Below are 17,837 nucleotides of genomic sequence, written 5' to 3' on the forward strand. Positions count from 1 at the left end.
GACCGCATGACCGCAGGAGGGTTCTGCAAGCTGCCGAACGGCACGGTGGTGGTGGCGCTGAACCTGCCCAGTCCGGCCGCCGCGGACAGCGCGTCCGCCGTCCGCGTCCTGGTCCACGCCCAGAACCGCGCCCGAGCCCTGACCAGGCTCCGCAACCTCGGCATGCGGGCGGTCTACCTGCGGGGCAACGCCGCCCCGCCGACCCCGGACGAGATCACGGCCGTCCTCCACCACCCGGACGGCCTCATATGGCGAACGACCCCTGACAACGGTGTCACCCCCCTGGAACTCTGGAGACCGATCAGATCCCTGCTCCAAAGATCAGCAGCCTGACATAGGCGGCGGCGAGTACAGCGCGCCCAAGGGGCGCTGGGGGTCCCCCCGGCCGAAGGCTGGGGGAGGAACTGCGCGACAAGCCCCCACCGGCCCGCACGTACCCACCGCCCGCCCGGCTCGGCCACCACCCGCGGAGCTCACACCACCGGCTTGCCGGTCAGCTCCACGCCCGCCTGGCGGAGCTCCTCCAGGGCCCGCTGGGTGGTCGCCTCGGCCACCCCCGCCGTGAGGTCCAGCAGCACCTGCGTGCGGAAGCCCGCCTTCGCGGCGTCCAGGGCGGTGGCCCGCACGCAGTGGTCCGTCGCTATGCCCACCACGTCCACCTCGTCGATCTTGCGGGCCCGCAGCCACTCCGCGAGGCCGACCCCGTTCTCGTCGACCCCCTCGAACCCGCTGTACGCCGCCGCGTACTCTCCCTTGCTGAACACCGCGTCCACCGCGCCGGAGGCGACCGCCGGGGCGAAGTTCGGATGGAAGCCCACGCCCTCGGTACCGGCGACGCAGTGCGCCGGCCAGCTGCGGACGTAGTCCGGGTTGTCGGCGAAGTGGCCGCCCGGCGCGATGTGGTGGTCGCGGGTCGCCACCACGTGGCGGTACCCGGCCGGCGCCTGACCGATCAGCTCCGTGATCGCGGCGGCCACGTCGGCACCCCCGGCCACGGCGAGACTGCCCCCCTCGCAGAAGTCGTTCTGCACATCGACGACGATCAAGGCGCGGCGCATGGTGGGTGCCCTTCGGATTCGGTATCGGCTGGTGTCGAGGGGGGAGACGCAGAATGAAGGCGTGCGGGTCCGGCCTGAACCTCCGAGCGTAGAGAGTTACGGGGGCGTAGGGGAGGGGGCTTCGCGGGGCGCGTACGCGGGCACTCGCTCTAGCTACCCGAGCGCCCCTGGACGTACTCCGTCGGAATGACCGGTTCCCCCCGGGAGAGCTGGGTCGCGGAGAGGGGCAGACCGGCCCTGGCCGCCGCATGGCGTGCGCGGGGCGCGTCCAGGGGCTCGCGTGCCACCACGTCGCCGGACTTCACCAGTTCGACCAGGAGCTGTCGTTCGGCCAGGTCGGCCGGGACCTCCCCGGTGCCCACGACCTCGGCCTCCGCCACCCCGTCGGCGTCCAGCCGCCGCGCCGCCCACTTGCGCCCGCCCACGGAGGTCTTGCCGCCCGACGACTTCTTCGCCACCGGCACCAGCCGCGCCTTCGGGTCGGCGGACTCGGCGCGGGCGACCAGCTTGTAGACCATGGAGCAGGTGGGGTGCCCGGAGCCGGTCACCAGCTGGGTGCCCACGCCGTAGGCGTCCACCGGCGCGGCGGCCAGCGAGGCGATGGCGTACTCGTCCAGGTCGGAGGTCACCACGATCTTCGTGTCGACCGCGCCCAGCTCGTCCAGCTGCTGGCGCACCCGGTGGGCGACCAGCAGCAGGTCGCCGGAGTCGATGCGTACGGCGCCCAGCTCGGGGCCCGCCACCTCCACGGCCGCCCGGACCGCCTCGGCGACGTCGTAGGTGTCGACCAGCAGGGTGGTGCCCCGGCCGAGCGAGTCGACCTGGGCCCGGAAGGCGTCCCGCTCGTGGTCGTGGAGGAGGGTGAAGGCGTGCGCGGAGGTGCCGACGGTGGGGATGCCGTAGCGGAAGCCGGCCGCCAGGTCGGAGGTGGTCGCGAAACCGCCGACGTAGGCCGCGCGGGAGGCGGCGACGGCGGCCAGTTCGTGGGTGCGGCGGGCACCCATCTCGATCAGCGGGCGGTCCCCGGCGGCCGAGGACATGCGGGAGGCGGCGGCCGCGATCGCCGAGTCGTGGTTGAGGATGGAGAGGATCACGGTCTCCAGGAGCACGCACTCCCCGAAGGACCCCTCCACCCGCATGACCGGCGAGCCCGGGAAGTAGACCTCGCCCTCGGGATAGCCCCAGATGTCGCCGCTGAAGCGGTAGCCGGCGAGCCACTGGAGGGTCGGGCCGTCGACGATGCCGCGCTCCTCCAGGAAGCGGAGCACGTCCGCGTCGAACCGGAAGTTCTCGACCGCGTCCAGGACCCGCCCGGTGCCCGCCAGCACGCCGTAGCGGCGCCCTTCCGGCAGCCTCCGGGTGAAGACCTCGAAGACGCTGTGCCGCTCGGCCGTCCCCGCCTTGAGGGCGGCCTGCAACATCGTCAGCTCGTACTGGTCGGTGAAGAGCGCGGTCGACGGAACATCCACCGGCAGCCCCAGGTCCGCAATGTTCATGACCGAGACTGTACCCCCATTTCGTCAGTGTGACGATTTTTCTCCGGCGTGGCAGCATGGGCCATGTGACGTCACCTGCTCCCGTAGAGATCGAACGCACCGAGTCGGCGGAGGAGACCTTCGCCGTACCCGAGCCCGACGTCCCGTGGATCACGCTCGTGCACAACGACCCCGTCAACCTCATGAGCTATGTGACGTACGTCTTCCAGACGTACTTCGGCTATCCCAAGGACAAGGCCACCAAGCTCATGCTGGACGTCCACCACAAGGGCCGGGCGGTCGTCTCCAGCGGCAGCCGCGAGGAGATGGAACGCGACGTGCAGGCCATGCACGGCTACGGCCTGTGGGCCACCCTCCAGCAGGACCGGAAGTAGCGCCGGAAAGCAGCCAGCGGCCGGCGGTCCCGGAGAGCAGTCCCGGAGGCGCGGCCGGACTCCTCGACCAGGACCGGAAGCAGCGAACCTTCTCCATGCCAGGAACCTTCGAACCACTCCCCGGCGGCGGCGCGGCCGTCGTCCTCGACGACGTCGAGATCTCCATCATCCGGTCGCTGGCCGTCCAGCTCCTGGAGCTCATCGGCCCGGGACCGGCCGAGGACGCCCCCGACGACCCGCTCGCCGAACTGTTCGCCGAGGGCCCCAGCGAGGCCCCCGCCGACCCGGTGCTGCGCCGGCTCTTCCCGGACGCCTACGGCGACCCGGAGCGGGTCCCTGGGTCGCCCGAGGAGGCCGCGGAGCAGCAGGCCCACTCCGCCGAGTTCCGCCGCTACACCGAGAACGACCTGCGTGCCCGCAAGCGGGAGAGCGCCCTCGCGGTGATCCGCTCCCTGGACGCGCTCGCCCCCGCGGAGCAGGGCGGCGCGGTCCTGGAGCTGGCCCCTGGGGAGTCCCGGGAGTGGCTCGGCGCCCTCAACGACCTGCGCCTCGCGATCGGCTCCCGGCTGGACATCACCGACGAGGACGACACCGACCTGCTCTACCGGCTCCCCGACGAGGACCCGCGCAAGCCGATGGTGATGGCGTACCTGTGGCTCGGCGGCCTCCAGGAGACCCTGGTCGCCACCCTCATGCCCTAAGTGTCATCCCCTATGTCGTAGAAGCTCCGGATTCGGTGTTCGCTCAGAGGACGCTCAAATCCGGATAACGATCCCGTCACCGTTGCGGCCGCTTATGACCTTTTTGGCCGCGCTTTGTCCACTTCTTCCAGTGGTGTGCGCCACACTCCCGCTCGGCGGATCCCGGTGATCAATGTTGCGCCCGTGATAAATCTTCACGACCGCCCGGCGAACACCACCCATGTGTCGTCCGGGTGCGCCACCGAACCGGCGACCGCCGGTCAGGCTCAGCGGGCTCGCAAACCCGCTCGCTCCATCAATCCGGGGGGATCGAAACCCGATCCGAGGCCGACCAGAGGCCCGGTTCGGCATGGAGAAAGGCGCACACCACACATGACCTCCGCTCAGGTCGACACGTCGCAGAAGGGCTCCGGAGCCTCCGGGACCGGCGAAGCCCCCGAAGAGGGGTACGAGCGCGGGCTCGGCAGCCGCCAGGTCCAGATGATCGCGATCGGCGGCGCCATCGGCGTCGGACTCTTCCTGGGTGCCGGGGCGAACATCGCCAAGGCCGGGCCCAGCCTGATCCTCATGTACGCCCTCGCCGGCGGCATCATCTTCTTCATCATGCGGGCGCTCGGCGAACTGCTGCTCTACCGCCCGGTCTCCGGCTCCTTCGCCGAGTACTCCCGGGAGTTCCTCGGCCCGTTCTTCGGCTACTTCACCGGCTGGACGTACTGGCTGATGTGGGTCGTCACCGGCATGGCCGAACTGACGGCCGCCGCGATCTACGTCCACTACTGGTTCCCGGCCATCCCCCAGTGGGTGACGGCCCTGGTGTTCCTGGTGGTCCTCTTCGGGGTGAACCTGATCTCCGTGAAGGTGTTCGGAGAGCTGGAGTTCTGGTTCTCCATGGTCAAGGTGACCGCCCTGATCGGCATGATCGTGATCGGCCTCGGCGTCCTCACCTTCGGCTTCAGCTCCGCGGGCGACACGGCGTCGGTCGCGAACCTCTACCAGTTCGACGGCTTCTTCCCCAAGGGCGTCGGCTCCTCCCTGATGACCCTCCAGGGCGTCATGTTCGCCTACCTCGCGGTCGAGCTGGTCGGCGTCACCGCCGGTGAGTCGGAGAACCCCGAGAAGACCCTCCCCAAGGCGATCAACACCCTGCCCTGGCGCATCGCCCTCTTCTACGTCGGCGCGCTCACGGTGATCCTCTGCGTCGTGAAGTGGACCGAGTTCGCCCCGGGCGTCTCCCCGTTCGTCGCCGCCTTCGCGAAGATCGGCATCCCGGCCGGTGCCGGCATCGTCAACTTCGTCGTCCTGACCGCCGCGCTGTCCTCCTGCAACTCCGGCATGTACTCCACCGGCCGCATGCTGCGGAACCTGGCCGACAGCGGTGAGGCCCCCGCCGTCTTCAAGAAGCTCTCCGCGTCCAAGACCCCGGCGTTCGGCGTCACCGTCTCGGTCCTCTTCATGGGCATCGGCGTGGTCCTCAACTACGTCGTCCCCGAGAAGGCCTTCGGCTACGTCACCTCCGTGGCCACCGCGGCCGGCATCTGGACCTGGCTGATGATCCTGGTCAGCCACGTGCTCTACCGCCGCGCGGTCGACGCGGGCCGCCTGCCGGCGTCCTCCTTCCCGGCGCCGGGCGGCGCCGTGTGCAGCTGGATCGCCATCGCCTTCCTGCTCTTCGTGACCTGCCTGATCGCGTACGACGCCGACTCCCGGATCTGCCTGTACGTGATGGCCGGCTGGGCCGCCGCCCTCGGTGTCGGCTGGCTCGTCCTGAAGAACCGCAACCCCGAGGTGACCGAGCGGCGCGAGCAGTCGTCACCGGCGAAGGTGAGCTGACCACCTCCTCCGGACGTCCGCCCCGGGGAGCACTCGTGGCGCTCCCCGGGGCAGCCGCTCAGGATGTCCGGCATCCGGGCCGCCCCGTACCACCCATCGGTACGGGGCGGCCCTTTGCTTATCCTGGCGACCATGCTGACCATCACCCAGGCCCTCGTCGACCAGATCGTCGCCCACGCGCGCAAGGACCACCCCGACGAGGCGTGCGGCGTCGTCGCGGGACCGGCGGGTTCCGACCGGCCCGAGCGGTTCGTCCCGATGCTGAACGCGGCGATGTCCCCCACCTTCTACGAGTTCGACTCCGGGGACCTGCTGAAGCTGTACCGCGAGATGGACGACCGCGACGAGGAGCCGGTGGTGATCTACCACTCCCACACGGCGACCGAGGCGTACCCCTCCCGGACGGACATCTCGTACGCGAACGAGCCCGGCGCCCACTACGTCCTCGTCTCCACCGCCGACACCGACGGCCTGGGCGAATTCCAGTTCCGCTCGTACCGCATCGTGGACGGCGAGGTCACGGAGGAAGAGGTCACGATCGTCGAGGCGTACTGAGGCGCCGGGAGCGCCCGCCTCTTTTTCGCCGCTCACCAGAACCTCTCCGCCGCAACGGCGCTCAGCCGCGACGGCGGATCTCGGCGGTGCCGCACCGGCCGGTGGTCATCCACGGGCCGGCGGGGGCTGGTAGCGCAGTTCCTCCCCCAGCCTTCGGCCGGGGCCACCCCCAGCGCCCCTTCACGTCGGCCACGGTCCGCCTGTCTCACAGTTCGGCCAGAATCCGTCCGTCATGTGGAATCACACTCCAGGACCCCGGCCGGGAATCGATACGATGACCCCATGGTTTCCTACGACGTGAGCGAGAAGGCGCCGGGCAGCATGCTCGTGGCGCGGCTGCACGTCGACCTGTGCAGGCTGAACAGCGCCATCTGTTGACGTTTCCCTGCCGCCGTACGGCCGTGAGCCGCGGCGCCCCGCTGCGCGCCCACCCACCCAGACTTTCCGACAGGAGCCCGCGACCATGGCCATCGAGGTCCGCATCCCGACCATCCTCCGCCAGTACACCGACGGCCAGAAGGCGGTGGAGGGCAGCGGTGAGACCCTCGCCGACCTCTTCAACGACCTCGAGACCCGCCACGCCGGAATCCACGCCCGCATCGTGGACGACGGCAAGCTGCGCCGCTTCGTGAACGTGTACCTGAACGACGAGGACGTCCGTTTCGTCGACGGCATCAACACCAAGCTCTCCGACGGCGACACCGTGACGATCCTGCCGGCCGTCGCCGGCGGCATGGCCTGAGATCGGCATGCGCTACGACTCCCCGTTGGCCGCGGTCGGCAACACCCCCCTGGTGCGCCTGCCGCGGCTCTCGCCGTCCCCCGAGGTCCGGATCTGGGCCAAGCTGGAGGACCGCAACCCGACCGGCTCGGTCAAGGACCGCCCCGCCCTGCACATGATCGAGCAGGCCGAGAAGGACGGCCGGCTCACCCCGGGCTGCACCATCCTGGAGCCGACCTCCGGCAACACCGGCATCTCGCTGGCCATGGCCGCCAAGCTCAAGGGCTACCGGATGGTCTGCGTGATGCCCGAGAACACCTCGCAGGAGCGCCGTGACCTGCTGGGGATGTGGGGCGCGGAGATCATCTCCAGCCCGGCGGCCGGCGGCTCCAACACCGCCGTGCGGGTGGCCAAGGAACTGTCCGCCGAGCACCCGGACTGGGTGATGCTCTACCAGTACGGCAACCCCGACAACGCCGGCGCGCACTACGCGACGACCGGCCCCGAGATCCTCGCCGACCTGCCCTCCGTCACGCACTTCGTGGCCGGGCTCGGCACGACGGGCACGCTGATGGGCGTCGGCCGCTACCTGCGCGAGCACAAGCCGGACGTGCGGATCGTCGCCGCGGAGCCGCGGTACGACGACCTCGTGTACGGACTGAGGAACCTCGACGAGGGCTTCGTACCCGAGCTGTACGACGCCTCCGTGCTCACCACCCGCTACTCGGTCGGCTCGGCGGACGCCGTGACCCGGACCCGGGACCTGCTCCAGCAGGAGGGCATCTTCGCGGGCATCTCCACCGGCGCCGCGCTGCACGCCGCGATCGGCGTCGGGAAGAAGGCCGTACAGGCCGGGGAGAGCGCGGACATCGTGTTCGTCGTCGCCGACGGCGGCTGGAAGTACCTGTCGACCGGCGTGTACACCGCCGCCACGACCGAGGAAGCCATCGAGACCCTCCAGGGTCAGCTCTGGGCATAGTGCTCATCATGCACGCGTCAACCCCCTCTCATGAGGGGGCCAACGCCCCCTACGCCGCGGTAAAGATCTTCGCGCGGAGGAACCGCCCTCGATTGAACCCCGTTAGGTTCTGCTCCGTCCTGTCATGCCACGCTCACCGGCATCCCAGGGTGTTCGAAATGTCATGCTCATGACTGCGCGCACTCTGCCGCCGCTACGCGCGTCACGGGCCTGCCTTGTAACCCCACTGATGGAGGCAGTACCCCATGCGTGAATCACGACGGAGCGTGCGAAGACTCGTCGCCTTCGCCTTCGCCTTCCCCGCCCTCGCCCTGGCCGTCTCCGGTTTCGTCGCGGCCCCGACCGCGCAGGCACAGGCGACCGCCCGGACCTCGGGCACCTCCCAGAGTCCCCGGGTCACCCAGAACGCCAAGGCCCTCACCGACCCCGCCCGGCAGGCCGTGCACAGCACCGGCAAGGCCGGCCAGAAGGTGCCCACCGAGCACCTGTGCGCCACCGTCACCAAGCCCGGTGAGGTCAACTGCTTCGCGCAGCGCCGCACCGACATCAGACAGCGGCTGGCCTCCGCGCTCGCCGCGGCCCCCTCCGGCCTGGGCCCCACCAACCTGCACAGCGCCTACAACCTGCCCTCCACGGGCGGTTCCGGCCTGACCGTCGCCGTGGTCGACGCCTACAACGACCCCAACGCGGCCTCGGACCTCGCCACCTACCGCTCGACGTACGGCCTGTCCGCGTGCACCGTCGCCAACGGCTGCTTCAAGCAGGTCAGTCAGACCGGTTCGACGACCTCGCTGCCGACGAACGACTCCGGCTGGGCCGGTGAGGAAGCGCTCGACATCGACATGGTCAGCGCGGTCTGCCCGAACTGCAACATCGACCTCGTCGAGGCGAACTCCGCCACCGACGCCGACCTCGGCGCCGCCGAGAACGAGGCCGTCGCACTCGGCGCCAAGTTCGTCTCCAACAGCTGGGGCGGCTCCGAGTCCTCCGCGCAGACCAGCGAGGACACCTCCTACTTCAAGCACCCGGGCGTCGCCATCACCGTCTCCGCGGGCGACTCCGCCTACGGCGCCGAGTACCCGGCGACCTCCCAGTACGTGACGGCAGTCGGCGGCACCGCCCTGTCCACGTCCTCCAACTCCCGCGGCTGGACCGAGTCGGTGTGGCACACCAGCTCCACCGAGGGCACCGGCTCCGGCTGCTCCGCCTACGACGCAAAGCCGAGCTGGCAGACCGACACCGGCTGCACCAAGCGCATGGAGGCCGACGTCTCCGCGGTCGCCGACCCGGCCACCGGCGTCGCGGTCTACGACACCTACGGCGGTTCCGGCTGGGCCGTCTACGGCGGCACCAGCGCCTCGTCCCCGATCATCGCGGGTGTCTACGCCCTCGCGGGCACCCCGGGCTCCGGTGACTACCCGGCGAAGTACCCGTACAGCCACACGAGCAACCTGTACGACGTGACCAGCGGCAACAACGGCTCCTGCTCCCCGTCGTACTTCTGCACCGCCGGGACCGGCTACGACGGCCCGACCGGCTGGGGCACCCCGAACGGCACCGCCGCCTTCACCGCCGGCACCAGCAGCGGCGGCAACACGGTGACCGTCACCAACCCGGGCAGCCAGTCCACCGCCACCGGCTCCGCGGTGAGCCTGCAGATCTCCGCCACCGACAGCGCGAGCGCCACCCTCACCTACAGCGCCAGCGGCCTGCCGACCGGCCTGTCCATCTCCAGCTCCACCGGCCTGATCTCCGGCACGGCGTCCACCGCGGGCACCTACAGCACCACCGTCACCGCGACCGACTCCACCGGCGCCTCCGGTTCGGCCTCCTTCACCTGGACCGTCAGCACCAGCGGCGGCGGCACCTGCACCTCGTCCCAGCTGCTGGGCAACGCCGGCTTCGAGTCGGGCAACACCACCTGGACCGCCTCCAGCGGGGTCATCACCAACTCCAGCAGCGAGTCGGCGCACGGCGGCTCCTACTACGCCTGGCTCGACGGGTACGGCTCCACCCACACCGACACGCTGTCCCAGTCGGTGACGATCCCGGCCGGCTGCACCCACACCACGTTCACCTTCTACCTGCACGTCGACACCGCCGAGACCAGCACCAGCACCCAGTACGACAAGCTGACGGTCAGCGCCGGTTCGACCACCCTGGCCACGTACTCCAACCTCAACGCGGCCTCCGGGTACGTGCAGAAGTCCTTCAGCCTCGGGTCCTACGCGGGCTCGACCGTCACCCTGAAGTTCAGCGGTGTCGAGGACTCCTCGCTCCAGACCAGCTTCGTCGTCGACGACACCGCCGTCACGACCGGCTGACAAGTGCGTTGATCTGACCGGATCCCGCACCCGGAAGCCGTCCGGGTGCGGGATCCGTATGACCGGGGGATACGTCACATCGGCACCAAGGGTCCGTTCCCCGACGGAAAGGCGGACACCCCATGCGCCGTACGACGTTCCACCGCGCGTCGCTCGCCGCGACGACCCTGCTCCTGCTGGCGGGCTGCGGCTCCCAGGGCGGGGGCGGCGACCAGGGCGGCGGCGCGGTGTCTACCGCGCCGACCGCGAGCCCCAGCGCGACCCCCACCGCCGGGACCACCCCGAGCCCGAGCCCGACCCCGAGCGCGACCCCGAGTTCCGGCACGGGCTCCGGCGGCTCCTCCGGTGGCTGCACGCCCCTGACCTCGGAACTCACCGCCGCCGACAGCGGCCGCACCTACTGCCTGGCCAAGGGCGGCACCCTCCGGGTCACCCTGACCGGCACCGCGCAGCGCCCCTGGACGAAGATCGTCACCGGCGGCGACACCGGTGTCCTCGAGCCCGTCAACTACGGGATCATGCTCCGCGGCGGTGACGCCGGAGCCGCCTACCAGGCCGTCGCCGCGGGCACGGTCACGCTCACCTCCACCCGCCCGCTGTGCGCGCAGCCCACCGCGCCCGGCCGGGTCTCCTGCAAGGCCGTCCAGGGGTGGCGGGTCACCGTCCGGGTGACGTGAGGCTCACCCGGCCAGGTGCCGCACCTGGTCCCACAGCACCGGGTCCACCACACCCACCCGGCGCCGGAAGTCCCACACCGCGAGCTCGCGCAGCTCGTCCGTCTCCAGGAAGCTCGGCCGGCCCTGGGCGTCCCCGACCGAGCCCGGCGGCAACGGGATCACCCCGGCGCGCTCGTCGTGGTACTTGCTGGTGATCTTGGCGACGGTGGCCCGGTTGCCGCGCACCGCCAGCACCAGGCACGGCCGGTCCTTGGCGCCGGGAGCGTCCTCGTAGGGCACGTTGGCCCACCAGATGTCGCCCGGATGGGGCCGTCCGGCCCTGTCCCGGATGTCCCGCGGATGCCCCGGCGGGCGCGTGCGGTGCCCGCGCGCACGGTGCCCCCTGCCCCAGCCGTCGACGAGGGTGGCGACCAGCGCGAGCAGGACCACCGCCGCGAGGGCGAGCCACCATGACGTGTCCATACGACGACGTTACCGGCGCGAGATAATCGACGCGCGCCCTTACGCGATCCTGATGCGCCCCCGGTCCAGCCGAACCGGTGACAGCACAGGTGAGTTCGCACACAACGGCCCCTGGCGGAGGAGCGACCGGCCCTTTTGCGCCTTACGCTCGACAAACCGCACGACCCCCGCCCACCCCACTTTCCCGACTCCAGTTCCCGGTCCGTCCGGGCGTCCCGCCAACGGAGGTTTCTGCTTCATGAAGCTCACCGTCGTCGGCTGCTCGGGGTCGTTCCCGTCCGCGGAATCGGCCTGCTCGAGCTACCTCGTAGAGGCCGACGGCTTCCGGCTGCTCCTCGACATGGGCAACGGCGCCCTGGGCGAGCTGCAGCGCCACTGCGGTCTCTACGACCTCGACGCGATCTTCCTGAGCCATCTGCACGCCGACCACTGCATCGACATGTGCGCCTACTTCGTGGCGCGCTACTACCGCCACGACGGCGGCCCGTGCCCCCCGATCCCGGTCTACGGCCCCGAGGGCACCGAACACCGGCTCACCACGGCCTACGCCGACACCCCCACCGCCTCCTCGATGAGCGAGGTCTTCGACTTCCACACGGTCAAGCCGTCCACGTTCGACGTCGGCCCCTTCACCGTCCACACCGAGCGGGTCAGGCACCCCGTGGAGGCCTACGGCATCCGCGTCGAGCACGCCGGGAAGTCCCTGACCTACTCGGGCGACACCGGCGTCACCGAGACGCTGGAGGAGCTGGCCCGGGACACCGACCTGTTCCTGTGCGAGGCCGCGTTCACGCACGGCAAGGAGGACATCCCGGACCTGCACCTCAACGGCCGCGAGGCCGGTGAGACCGCCGCCCGTGCCGGTGCCCGCAAGCTGGTCCTCACCCACATCCCGCCGTGGACCGACCCCGCCGTCAACCTCGCCGACGCCCGCGAGGTCTTCGACGGCCCGGTGGAACTCGCGGCGCCGAGAGCGACGTACGAGATCTGACGTGCGTACGGCGTTCAGGGCCGTGCACGAGAAGGCCCCCGCCGCGGCGGGGGCCTTCGTCATGAGTGCTGTCGGCCTCACGCCTTCGTGAGGTCCTCGACCTCCTCCTCGGGCTCGCGGCCCGGGGTGGGGAGGTTGAACCGGACGATGGCGAACCGGAAGACGAAGTAGTAGACCGCTCCGAAGACCAGGCCGATCGGGATGATCAGCCAGGGCTTGGTCGCGAGGTTCCAGTTGAGCGCGTAGTCGATGACACCGGCGGAGAAGGTGAAGCCGGCGTGCACCCCGAGCGCCCAGGTGATCGCCATGGACAGGGCGGTGAGCACCGCGTGGATCACGTACAGCAGCGGCGCGATGAACATGAAGGTGAACTCGATCGGCTCGGTCACACCGGTCACGAAGGAGGTCAGCGCCATCGACAGCATCATGCCCATGACGGCGGCGCGGCGCTCCGGGCGGGCGGTGTGCGCGATGGCCAGGGCGGCGGCCGGCAGGCCGAACATCATGATGGGGAAGAAGCCGGACATGAACTGACCGGCCGTCGGGTCACCGGCGAAGAAGCGGGTCAGGTCACCGTGGACGACCACACCGGCGGAGTTCTTGAAGTCGCCGATCTGGAACCAGGAGACGGTGTTCACGAACTGGTGCATGCCGACCGGGATCAGCGCGCGGTTGATCAGGCCGAACAGACCGGCACCGAAGGCGCCGAGGCCCGTGATCCACTTGCCGAAGTCGGAGATGCCGTTGCCGATCGGCTCCCAGATCAGGCCGAAGAAGACGCCCATGAGGGTGCCGACGAAGGCCATGATGATCGGGACCAGCCGGCGGCCGTTGAAGAAGCCGAGCCAGTCCACCAGCTTGGTGCGGTGGAACCGCTGCCAGACCACCGCGCCCAGCAGGCCCATCACCAGGCCGCCCAGCACACCGGGGTTGTTGTAGGTGGCGGCTATGTCCGCGCCCGCCTGGACCTTCGCCTCGGTGACCGGGAACGCCTTCAGGACGTTGCTGTAGACCAGGAAGCCGACGAGGGCCGCCAGCGCGGTCGAGCCGTCCGACTTCTTCGCGAAGCCGATCGCGACACCGATGCAGAACAGCATCGGGAGGTTGTCGAAGATCGCGCCACCCGCCGTGGCGAACACCGCCGTGACCTTGTCCGGCAGGTGCAGCTTGTCGTGGATGTCCTGCTGGCCGAAGCGGAGCAGCAGACCGGCCGCCGGGAGCACGGCGATCGGCAGCTGGAGGCTGCGGCCGACCTTCTGCAGGCCTTGGAACAGCCCGGATCCCCGCTTCTTCGCGGGAGCCGCCGTGGGCGCGGTGGCGGTGCTCATAGACTTCCTCCATCGGTGATGGTCTACACCACTCAGTGGTGTAGACCTGTTGTACACGATGGGGGCGTTATAAGGAACCCGTCAATTCCGCAATCGCGGCGCTACCGGGCGTACGCCACCCGGCGACCGGCCGCTCAGGCCTTCGTGACGTCCTCCACCTCGTCCTCCGGCTCCCGGCCCGGCGTCCTCAGGTCGAACCGTGTGATCGCGAACCGGAAGAGCACGTAGTAGACCGCCGCGAAGCACAGCCCGATCGGCACGATCAGCCACGGCTTCGTCGCCAGCCGCCAGTTGATGACGTAGTCGATCAGCCCCGCCGAGAAACCGAAGCCGTCGTGCACCCCCAGCCCCCACGTCACCGCCATCGACACCCCGGTCAGCACCGCGTGCGCCACGTACAGCAGGGGCGCGATGAACATGAACGAGTACTCGAGCGGCTCGGTGATGCCGGTGACGAACGACGTCAGCGCCACCGACAGCATCAGACCGCCGATCTCCTTGCGCCGGTGCGGCTTCGCGCAGTGCGTGAGGGCGAGCGCGGCCGCCGGCAGCGCGAACATCATGATCGGGAAGAACCCCGACGTGAACTGACCCGCCTGCGGATCGCCCGCCAGGAACATGTTGATGTCCCCGTGCACCGTCCGCCCGTCCGGCGTGGTGTAACTGCCGAACTGGAACCACAGCGGCACGTTCAGGAACTGGTGCAGCCCCACCACCAGCAGCGCCCGGTTCGCGAGCCCGAACACCCCCGCGCCCCACACCCCCACCCCGTGCAGCCAGCGGCTGAAGCTCTCCAGACCGCTCCCGACCGGCGGCCAGACCCACAGGCACAGCGCCGCGAACCCCATGGCCACGAACGACATGATGATCGGAACCAGCCGCCGCCCGTTGAAGAACCCCAGCCAGTCCACCAGCCTCGTCCGGTGGTACCGGGCCCAGAAGAAGGCGGTCAGCAACCCCAGCGCGATCCCGCCGAAGACCCCCGGGTTCTGGAACGTGAACGTCGACACCGTCCCGTCGCTCACCTGGCACCCGATCCCCGGCAGCGTCCTCGACCCACCCGGACACGACTGCGGGAACTGGTGCAGCACCCCGTAGTAGACGAGGAACCCCGCCACCGCCGCCAGCGCCGTCGAACCGTCCGCCTTCTTCGCCATCCCGATCGCGACCCCGACACAGAACAGCAGCGGCAGCCCGACCGACCCGTCGAGCAGCGCCCCGCCCGCCCCCTGCATCACCTTGGACACGCTCGTCCAGCCAAGCCCCTGGTCCCCGAAGACGTCGGGCTGCCCCAACCGGTTCAGGATGCCCGCCGCCGGCAGCACCGCGATCGGCAGCTGCAGGCTCCGCCCCATCTTCTGCAACCCCTGGAACAGCACGTGCCACCGCTCCCGCGCGGGACCGGCCGTGCTGTCGGCGCTCTGGGCACTCATGGCGCGTCCTCCGGACCCATCGGCTCCACCGCAGGGGTTTGGCGACCGCCCGCCCGCTGGTGTAGACCAGTCGGCAGACGGTTCCGCCGCGGTGCTCGCCATCATTCGGCACCCACGGCACGACCGCTCGCAAAGATGGGCCAACTGTGGGTTACTGCGACAAAGCGGTTCGGATCAGGGAGAAACAACATGGCCAGCAAGGCTGAGAAGATCGTCGCCGGTCTCGGCGGAATCGACAACATCGACGAGATCGAGGGCTGCATCACCCGGCTGCGCACCGAGGTGCACGACGCCTCCAAGGTCGACGAGGCCGCCCTGAAGGCCGCCGGCGCCCACGGCGTCGTCAAGATGGGCACCGCCATCCAGGTCGTCATCGGCACCGACGCCGACCCGATCGCCGCCGAGATCGAGGACATGATGTGACCCCCTGATCCACCCCGAAGGGGCTCCTCCCGCCTGGGAGGAGCCCCTTCGGCCGCTATGGATAGGCTCGTCGCCATGTCACGCATCGACGGCCGCACCCCCGAACAGCTCCGCCCCGTCACCATCGAACGCGGCTGGAGCAAGCACGCCGAAGGCTCCGTCCTCGTCTCCTTCGGCGACACCAAGGTCTTCTGCACCGCCTCCGTCACCGAAGGCGTCCCCCGCTGGCGCAAGGGCAGCGGCGAGGGCTGGGTCACCGCGGAGTACTCCATGCTGCCCCGCGCCACCAACACCCGCGGCGACCGCGAGTCCGTCAAGGGCAAGATCGGCGGCCGCACCCACGAGATCTCCCGCCTCATCGGCCGCTCCCTGCGCGCCGTCATCGACTACAAGGCCCTCGGCGAGAACACCATCGTCCTCGACTGCGACGTCCTCCAGGCCGACGGCGGCACCCGCACCGCCGCCATCACCGGCGCCTACGTGGCCCTGGCCGACGCCGTCACCTGGGCGAAGGGACGCAAGCTCGTCAAGGCCGGCCGGCAGCCCCTCACCGGCACGGTCTCCGCCGTCTCCGTCGGCATCGTCGGCTCGGTCCCGCTCCTCGACCTCTGCTACGAGGAGGACGTCAGGGCCGAGACCGACATGAACGTCGTCTGCACCGGCGACGGCCGCTTCGTCGAGGTCCAGGGCACCGCCGAGGCCGAGCCCTTCGCCCGCGACGAACTCAACGCCCTGCTCGACCTCGCCGTCGCCGGCTGCACCGACCTCGCCGCCATCCAGCGGGCCGCCCTCGAATCCGCCGCCGCGGAGCAGTGAGCGGACGGTAAAGGGAACCCAAAAAGCCCGGGCAACCAGGGCGGCCGACCCCGCGTCCCTATGACTACGGGCGCACGGTCTGAACAACCGTGCGCCCGGCCAGCCGTCACCGGGGAGGGGAACACTTTCATGGCCGCCAGCCGACGCCGAGGCCGTCGCACCACCGCCATCGCCGCCGCAGCCGCGACCACTGCACTCGCCGCCGCCCTGCTCACCGGCTGCGGCACCGTCGACAAGGCCCTGGACTGCGTCCACACCGCCGACTCCATCGCCGACGGCGTCACCGGCCTCCAGCAGGCCGTCGAGAACGCCGCGGACGACCCCACCCGGACCGACGCCTCCCTCGACTCCATCCAGCAGAACCTGAAGAAGATCGGCGACAGGACGGACGACACCGACGTCAACAAGGCCGTCGACGACCTCCAACGAGCCGTGGACAACGTCCGCACGGCGATCAGGAACGGCGACTCCACCCCCGACGTCACCCCGGTCACCGACGCCGCCGGCGAACTCACGAAGGTCTGCACGCCGTAAACCGGTCACCGACGCCGCCGGCGAACTCACGAAGGTCTGCACGCCGTAAACCGGTCAGCGGGGCGCTTGCGATACTGCCACCCATGACCACCACGCCCCGCCTGATCCTCGCCACCCGCAACGCCGGAAAGATCACCGAGCTGCACTCGATCCTCGCCGAGGCGGGACTGCCCCACGAACTGGTGGGCGCCGACGCGTACCCCGACATCCCCGACGTCAAAGAGACGGGCGTCACCTTCGCCGAGAACGCCCTCCTCAAGGCCCACGCCCTCGCCCAGGCCACCGGCCTCCCGGCCGTCGCCGACGACTCCGGCCTCTGCGTCGACGTGCTGCACGGCGCGCCCGGCATCTTCTCCGCCCGCTGGGCCGGCCGACACGGCGACGACAAGGCCAACCTCGACCTGCTCCTGGCCCAGCTCTCCGACATCGCCGACGAACACCGGGGCGCCCACTTCGCCTGCGCGGCGGCCCTGGCCCTCCCGGACGGCACGGAACGCGTGGTCGAGGGCCAACTCCGCGGCACCCTCCGCCACACCCCCACCGGCACGAACGGCTTCGGCTACGACCCGATCCTCCAGCCGGAGGGGGAGTCGCGGACCTGCGCCGAACTGAGCCCCGAAGAGAAGAACGCGATCAGCCACCGCGGCAAGGCGTTCAGGGCGTTGGTCCCGGTGGTGCGGGAGCTGCTGGGCTGAGCGGACGAAAAGACCCCGCACCTTTGAATCTGAGGTGCGGGGCCGTGTCGTTCTGTGGGCCCGGTGGGACTCGAACCCACGACACACCGGACCTAAACCGGCGCCCTCTAGCCAGCTGGGGTACGGGCCCTCAGCCTCGCCTACTCTACTGGGCGATACGAGGGGCTCGTCGCCCTCCCCGACACCATGTGCTGGTGATCGCGTGGCAGTTCGGGCACAGCAACCGCAGGTTCTCCCGCCGGTTGTCCCGCCAGTCCCCGTTGATGTGATCGACCTCAAGTGTCATGGGTTTGTCGCGCCAGATGGGGCCGACTCCGCACCTGGCGCACAGCTCGGGCACACCGAGGTCGTGTCCCTTGTCGTGGTGTAGCCGATCAATCGGCCGTTGTGTTGGTGGCGTTGGGTAGTTCGGGGGCGCTCTCGGGGAGCTCGGCGGGGTA

At 70.1% G+C, this 17,837-nt stretch carries 21 protein-coding genes and 1 tRNA gene; 15 read left to right on the forward strand and 7 right to left on the reverse strand.

The window, feature by feature from the left end; genetic code table 11:
- Window positions 1–6 precede the first annotated feature (6 nt).
- A complete protein-coding gene (locus tag AB0958_RS26155; RefSeq protein WP_366892891.1) occupies window positions 7–333 on the forward strand; it encodes a hypothetical protein in 327 nt (108 codons plus the stop codon).
- A 140-nt stretch (window positions 334–473) separates the two neighbouring features.
- Here AB0958_RS26155 and AB0958_RS26160 read toward each other — a convergent pair whose 3' ends face one another.
- Together AB0958_RS26160 and AB0958_RS26165 are read right to left on the reverse strand one after the other, a co-directional pair.
- Complete coding sequence (locus AB0958_RS26160) at window positions 474–1,058, reverse strand: isochorismatase family protein (protein ID WP_358983381.1); 585 nt, start codon at window positions 1,056–1,058, stop codon at window positions 474–476.
- Window positions 1,059–1,207: 149 nt separating this feature from the next.
- Window positions 1,208–2,554, reverse strand: coding sequence for a nicotinate phosphoribosyltransferase (locus AB0958_RS26165; RefSeq protein WP_366892892.1), 1,347 nt, complete (start codon window positions 2,552–2,554; stop codon window positions 1,208–1,210).
- A gap of 56 nt (window positions 2,555–2,610) precedes the next feature.
- Here AB0958_RS26165 and clpS point away from each other — a divergent pair, with 56 nt between their 5' ends.
- The 9 genes from clpS (at window position 2,611) to AB0958_RS26210 (ending at window position 10,715) form a co-directional block, all read left to right on the forward strand.
- The gene (clpS, locus tag AB0958_RS26170; protein WP_366892893.1) at window positions 2,611–2,928 is read left to right on the forward strand and encodes an ATP-dependent Clp protease adapter ClpS; all 318 of its coding nucleotides are present in this window, start codon (window positions 2,611–2,613) and stop codon (window positions 2,926–2,928) included.
- A gap of 95 nt (window positions 2,929–3,023) precedes the next feature.
- The gene (locus AB0958_RS26175) at window positions 3,024–3,629 is read left to right on the forward strand and encodes a DUF2017 domain-containing protein (RefSeq protein WP_366892894.1); all 606 of its coding nucleotides are present in this window, start codon (window positions 3,024–3,026) and stop codon (window positions 3,627–3,629) included.
- Window positions 3,630–4,001: 372 nt separating this feature from the next.
- Window positions 4,002–5,459 carry an amino acid permease gene (locus AB0958_RS26180; RefSeq protein ID WP_366892895.1) on the forward strand — a complete coding sequence of 486 codons (1,458 nt, stop codon included), beginning with the start codon at window positions 4,002–4,004 and terminating at the stop codon, window positions 5,457–5,459.
- Window positions 5,460–5,591: 132 nt separating this feature from the next.
- Window positions 5,592–6,014 (forward strand): M67 family metallopeptidase, encoded by a 423-nt coding sequence (locus AB0958_RS26185; RefSeq protein ID WP_366892896.1) that lies wholly within the window; start codon window positions 5,592–5,594, stop codon window positions 6,012–6,014.
- A gap of 282 nt (window positions 6,015–6,296) precedes the next feature.
- Window positions 6,297–6,392, forward strand: coding sequence for a putative leader peptide (locus AB0958_RS26190; protein WP_360513238.1), 96 nt, complete (start codon window positions 6,297–6,299; stop codon window positions 6,390–6,392).
- A gap of 85 nt (window positions 6,393–6,477) precedes the next feature.
- Complete coding sequence (locus AB0958_RS26195) at window positions 6,478–6,756, forward strand: MoaD/ThiS family protein (RefSeq protein WP_358983369.1); 279 nt, start codon at window positions 6,478–6,480, stop codon at window positions 6,754–6,756.
- A gap of 7 nt (window positions 6,757–6,763) precedes the next feature.
- On the forward strand, window positions 6,764–7,714 hold the full coding sequence (locus AB0958_RS26200; protein WP_132890565.1) for a cysteine synthase: 951 nt from the start codon (window positions 6,764–6,766) through the stop codon (window positions 7,712–7,714).
- A 245-nt stretch (window positions 7,715–7,959) separates the two neighbouring features.
- Window positions 7,960–10,038 carry a putative Ig domain-containing protein gene (locus AB0958_RS26205; RefSeq protein WP_366892897.1) on the forward strand — a complete coding sequence of 693 codons (2,079 nt, stop codon included), beginning with the start codon at window positions 7,960–7,962 and terminating at the stop codon, window positions 10,036–10,038.
- 122 nt (window positions 10,039–10,160) lie between these two features.
- The gene (locus AB0958_RS26210; RefSeq protein ID WP_366892898.1) at window positions 10,161–10,715 is read left to right on the forward strand and encodes a hypothetical protein; all 555 of its coding nucleotides are present in this window, start codon (window positions 10,161–10,163) and stop codon (window positions 10,713–10,715) included.
- Window positions 10,716–10,718: 3 nt separating this feature from the next.
- Here the strand turns inward: AB0958_RS26210 and AB0958_RS26215 are convergent, their stop codons facing one another.
- Window positions 10,719–11,177, reverse strand: a complete 459-nt coding sequence (locus AB0958_RS26215) for a type II toxin-antitoxin system PemK/MazF family toxin (protein WP_366892899.1) — start codon at window positions 11,175–11,177, stop codon at window positions 10,719–10,721.
- Window positions 11,178–11,415: 238 nt separating this feature from the next.
- Between AB0958_RS26215 and AB0958_RS26220 the strand changes: the two genes are divergently transcribed.
- Entirely contained in the window at window positions 11,416–12,168 is a 753-nt protein-coding gene (locus AB0958_RS26220; RefSeq protein WP_366892900.1) for an MBL fold metallo-hydrolase, read from the forward strand.
- A gap of 77 nt (window positions 12,169–12,245) precedes the next feature.
- On the opposite strand, the gene AB0958_RS26225 is transcribed toward AB0958_RS26220, so the two are convergent.
- Both AB0958_RS26225 and AB0958_RS26230 read right to left on the reverse strand, forming a co-directional pair.
- On the reverse strand, window positions 12,246–13,496 hold the full coding sequence (locus AB0958_RS26225; protein WP_358983359.1) for a PTS transporter subunit EIIC: 1,251 nt from the start codon (window positions 13,494–13,496) through the stop codon (window positions 12,246–12,248).
- Window positions 13,497–13,630: 134 nt separating this feature from the next.
- The gene (locus AB0958_RS26230; protein ID WP_366892901.1) at window positions 13,631–14,929 is read right to left on the reverse strand and encodes a PTS transporter subunit EIIC; all 1,299 of its coding nucleotides are present in this window, start codon (window positions 14,927–14,929) and stop codon (window positions 13,631–13,633) included.
- A 189-nt stretch (window positions 14,930–15,118) separates the two neighbouring features.
- Between AB0958_RS26230 and AB0958_RS26235 the strand changes: the two genes are divergently transcribed.
- The 4 genes from AB0958_RS26235 to rdgB all read left to right on the forward strand — a co-directional run bounded on the left by AB0958_RS26235 (window position 15,119) and on the right by rdgB (window position 17,397).
- Window positions 15,119–15,352, forward strand: coding sequence for a glucose PTS transporter subunit EIIB (locus tag AB0958_RS26235; RefSeq protein ID WP_071383815.1), 234 nt, complete (start codon window positions 15,119–15,121; stop codon window positions 15,350–15,352).
- A gap of 75 nt (window positions 15,353–15,427) precedes the next feature.
- Window positions 15,428–16,168, forward strand: a complete 741-nt coding sequence (gene rph / locus AB0958_RS26240; protein ID WP_366892902.1) for a ribonuclease PH — start codon at window positions 15,428–15,430, stop codon at window positions 16,166–16,168.
- A gap of 129 nt (window positions 16,169–16,297) precedes the next feature.
- On the forward strand, window positions 16,298–16,702 hold the full coding sequence (locus AB0958_RS26245; protein WP_366892903.1) for a hypothetical protein: 405 nt from the start codon (window positions 16,298–16,300) through the stop codon (window positions 16,700–16,702).
- 83 nt (window positions 16,703–16,785) lie between these two features.
- Window positions 16,786–17,397 (forward strand): RdgB/HAM1 family non-canonical purine NTP pyrophosphatase, encoded by a 612-nt coding sequence (gene rdgB, locus AB0958_RS26250; RefSeq protein WP_366892904.1) that lies wholly within the window; start codon window positions 16,786–16,788, stop codon window positions 17,395–17,397.
- Window positions 17,398–17,452: 55 nt separating this feature from the next.
- Here the strand turns inward: rdgB and AB0958_RS26255 are convergent.
- Both AB0958_RS26255 and AB0958_RS26260 read right to left on the reverse strand, forming a co-directional pair.
- Window positions 17,453–17,527 (reverse strand) — tRNA-Leu (locus AB0958_RS26255).
- Between the two features lie 15 nt (window positions 17,528–17,542).
- A partial coding sequence (locus AB0958_RS26260; protein ID WP_366892905.1) for an HNH endonuclease occupies window positions 17,543–17,837 on the reverse strand: 295 nt, incomplete at its 5' end.

This window comes from Streptomyces sp. NPDC006655 (assembly GCF_040703965.1).
Taxonomy (GTDB): domain Bacteria; phylum Actinomycetota; class Actinomycetes; order Streptomycetales; family Streptomycetaceae; genus Streptomyces.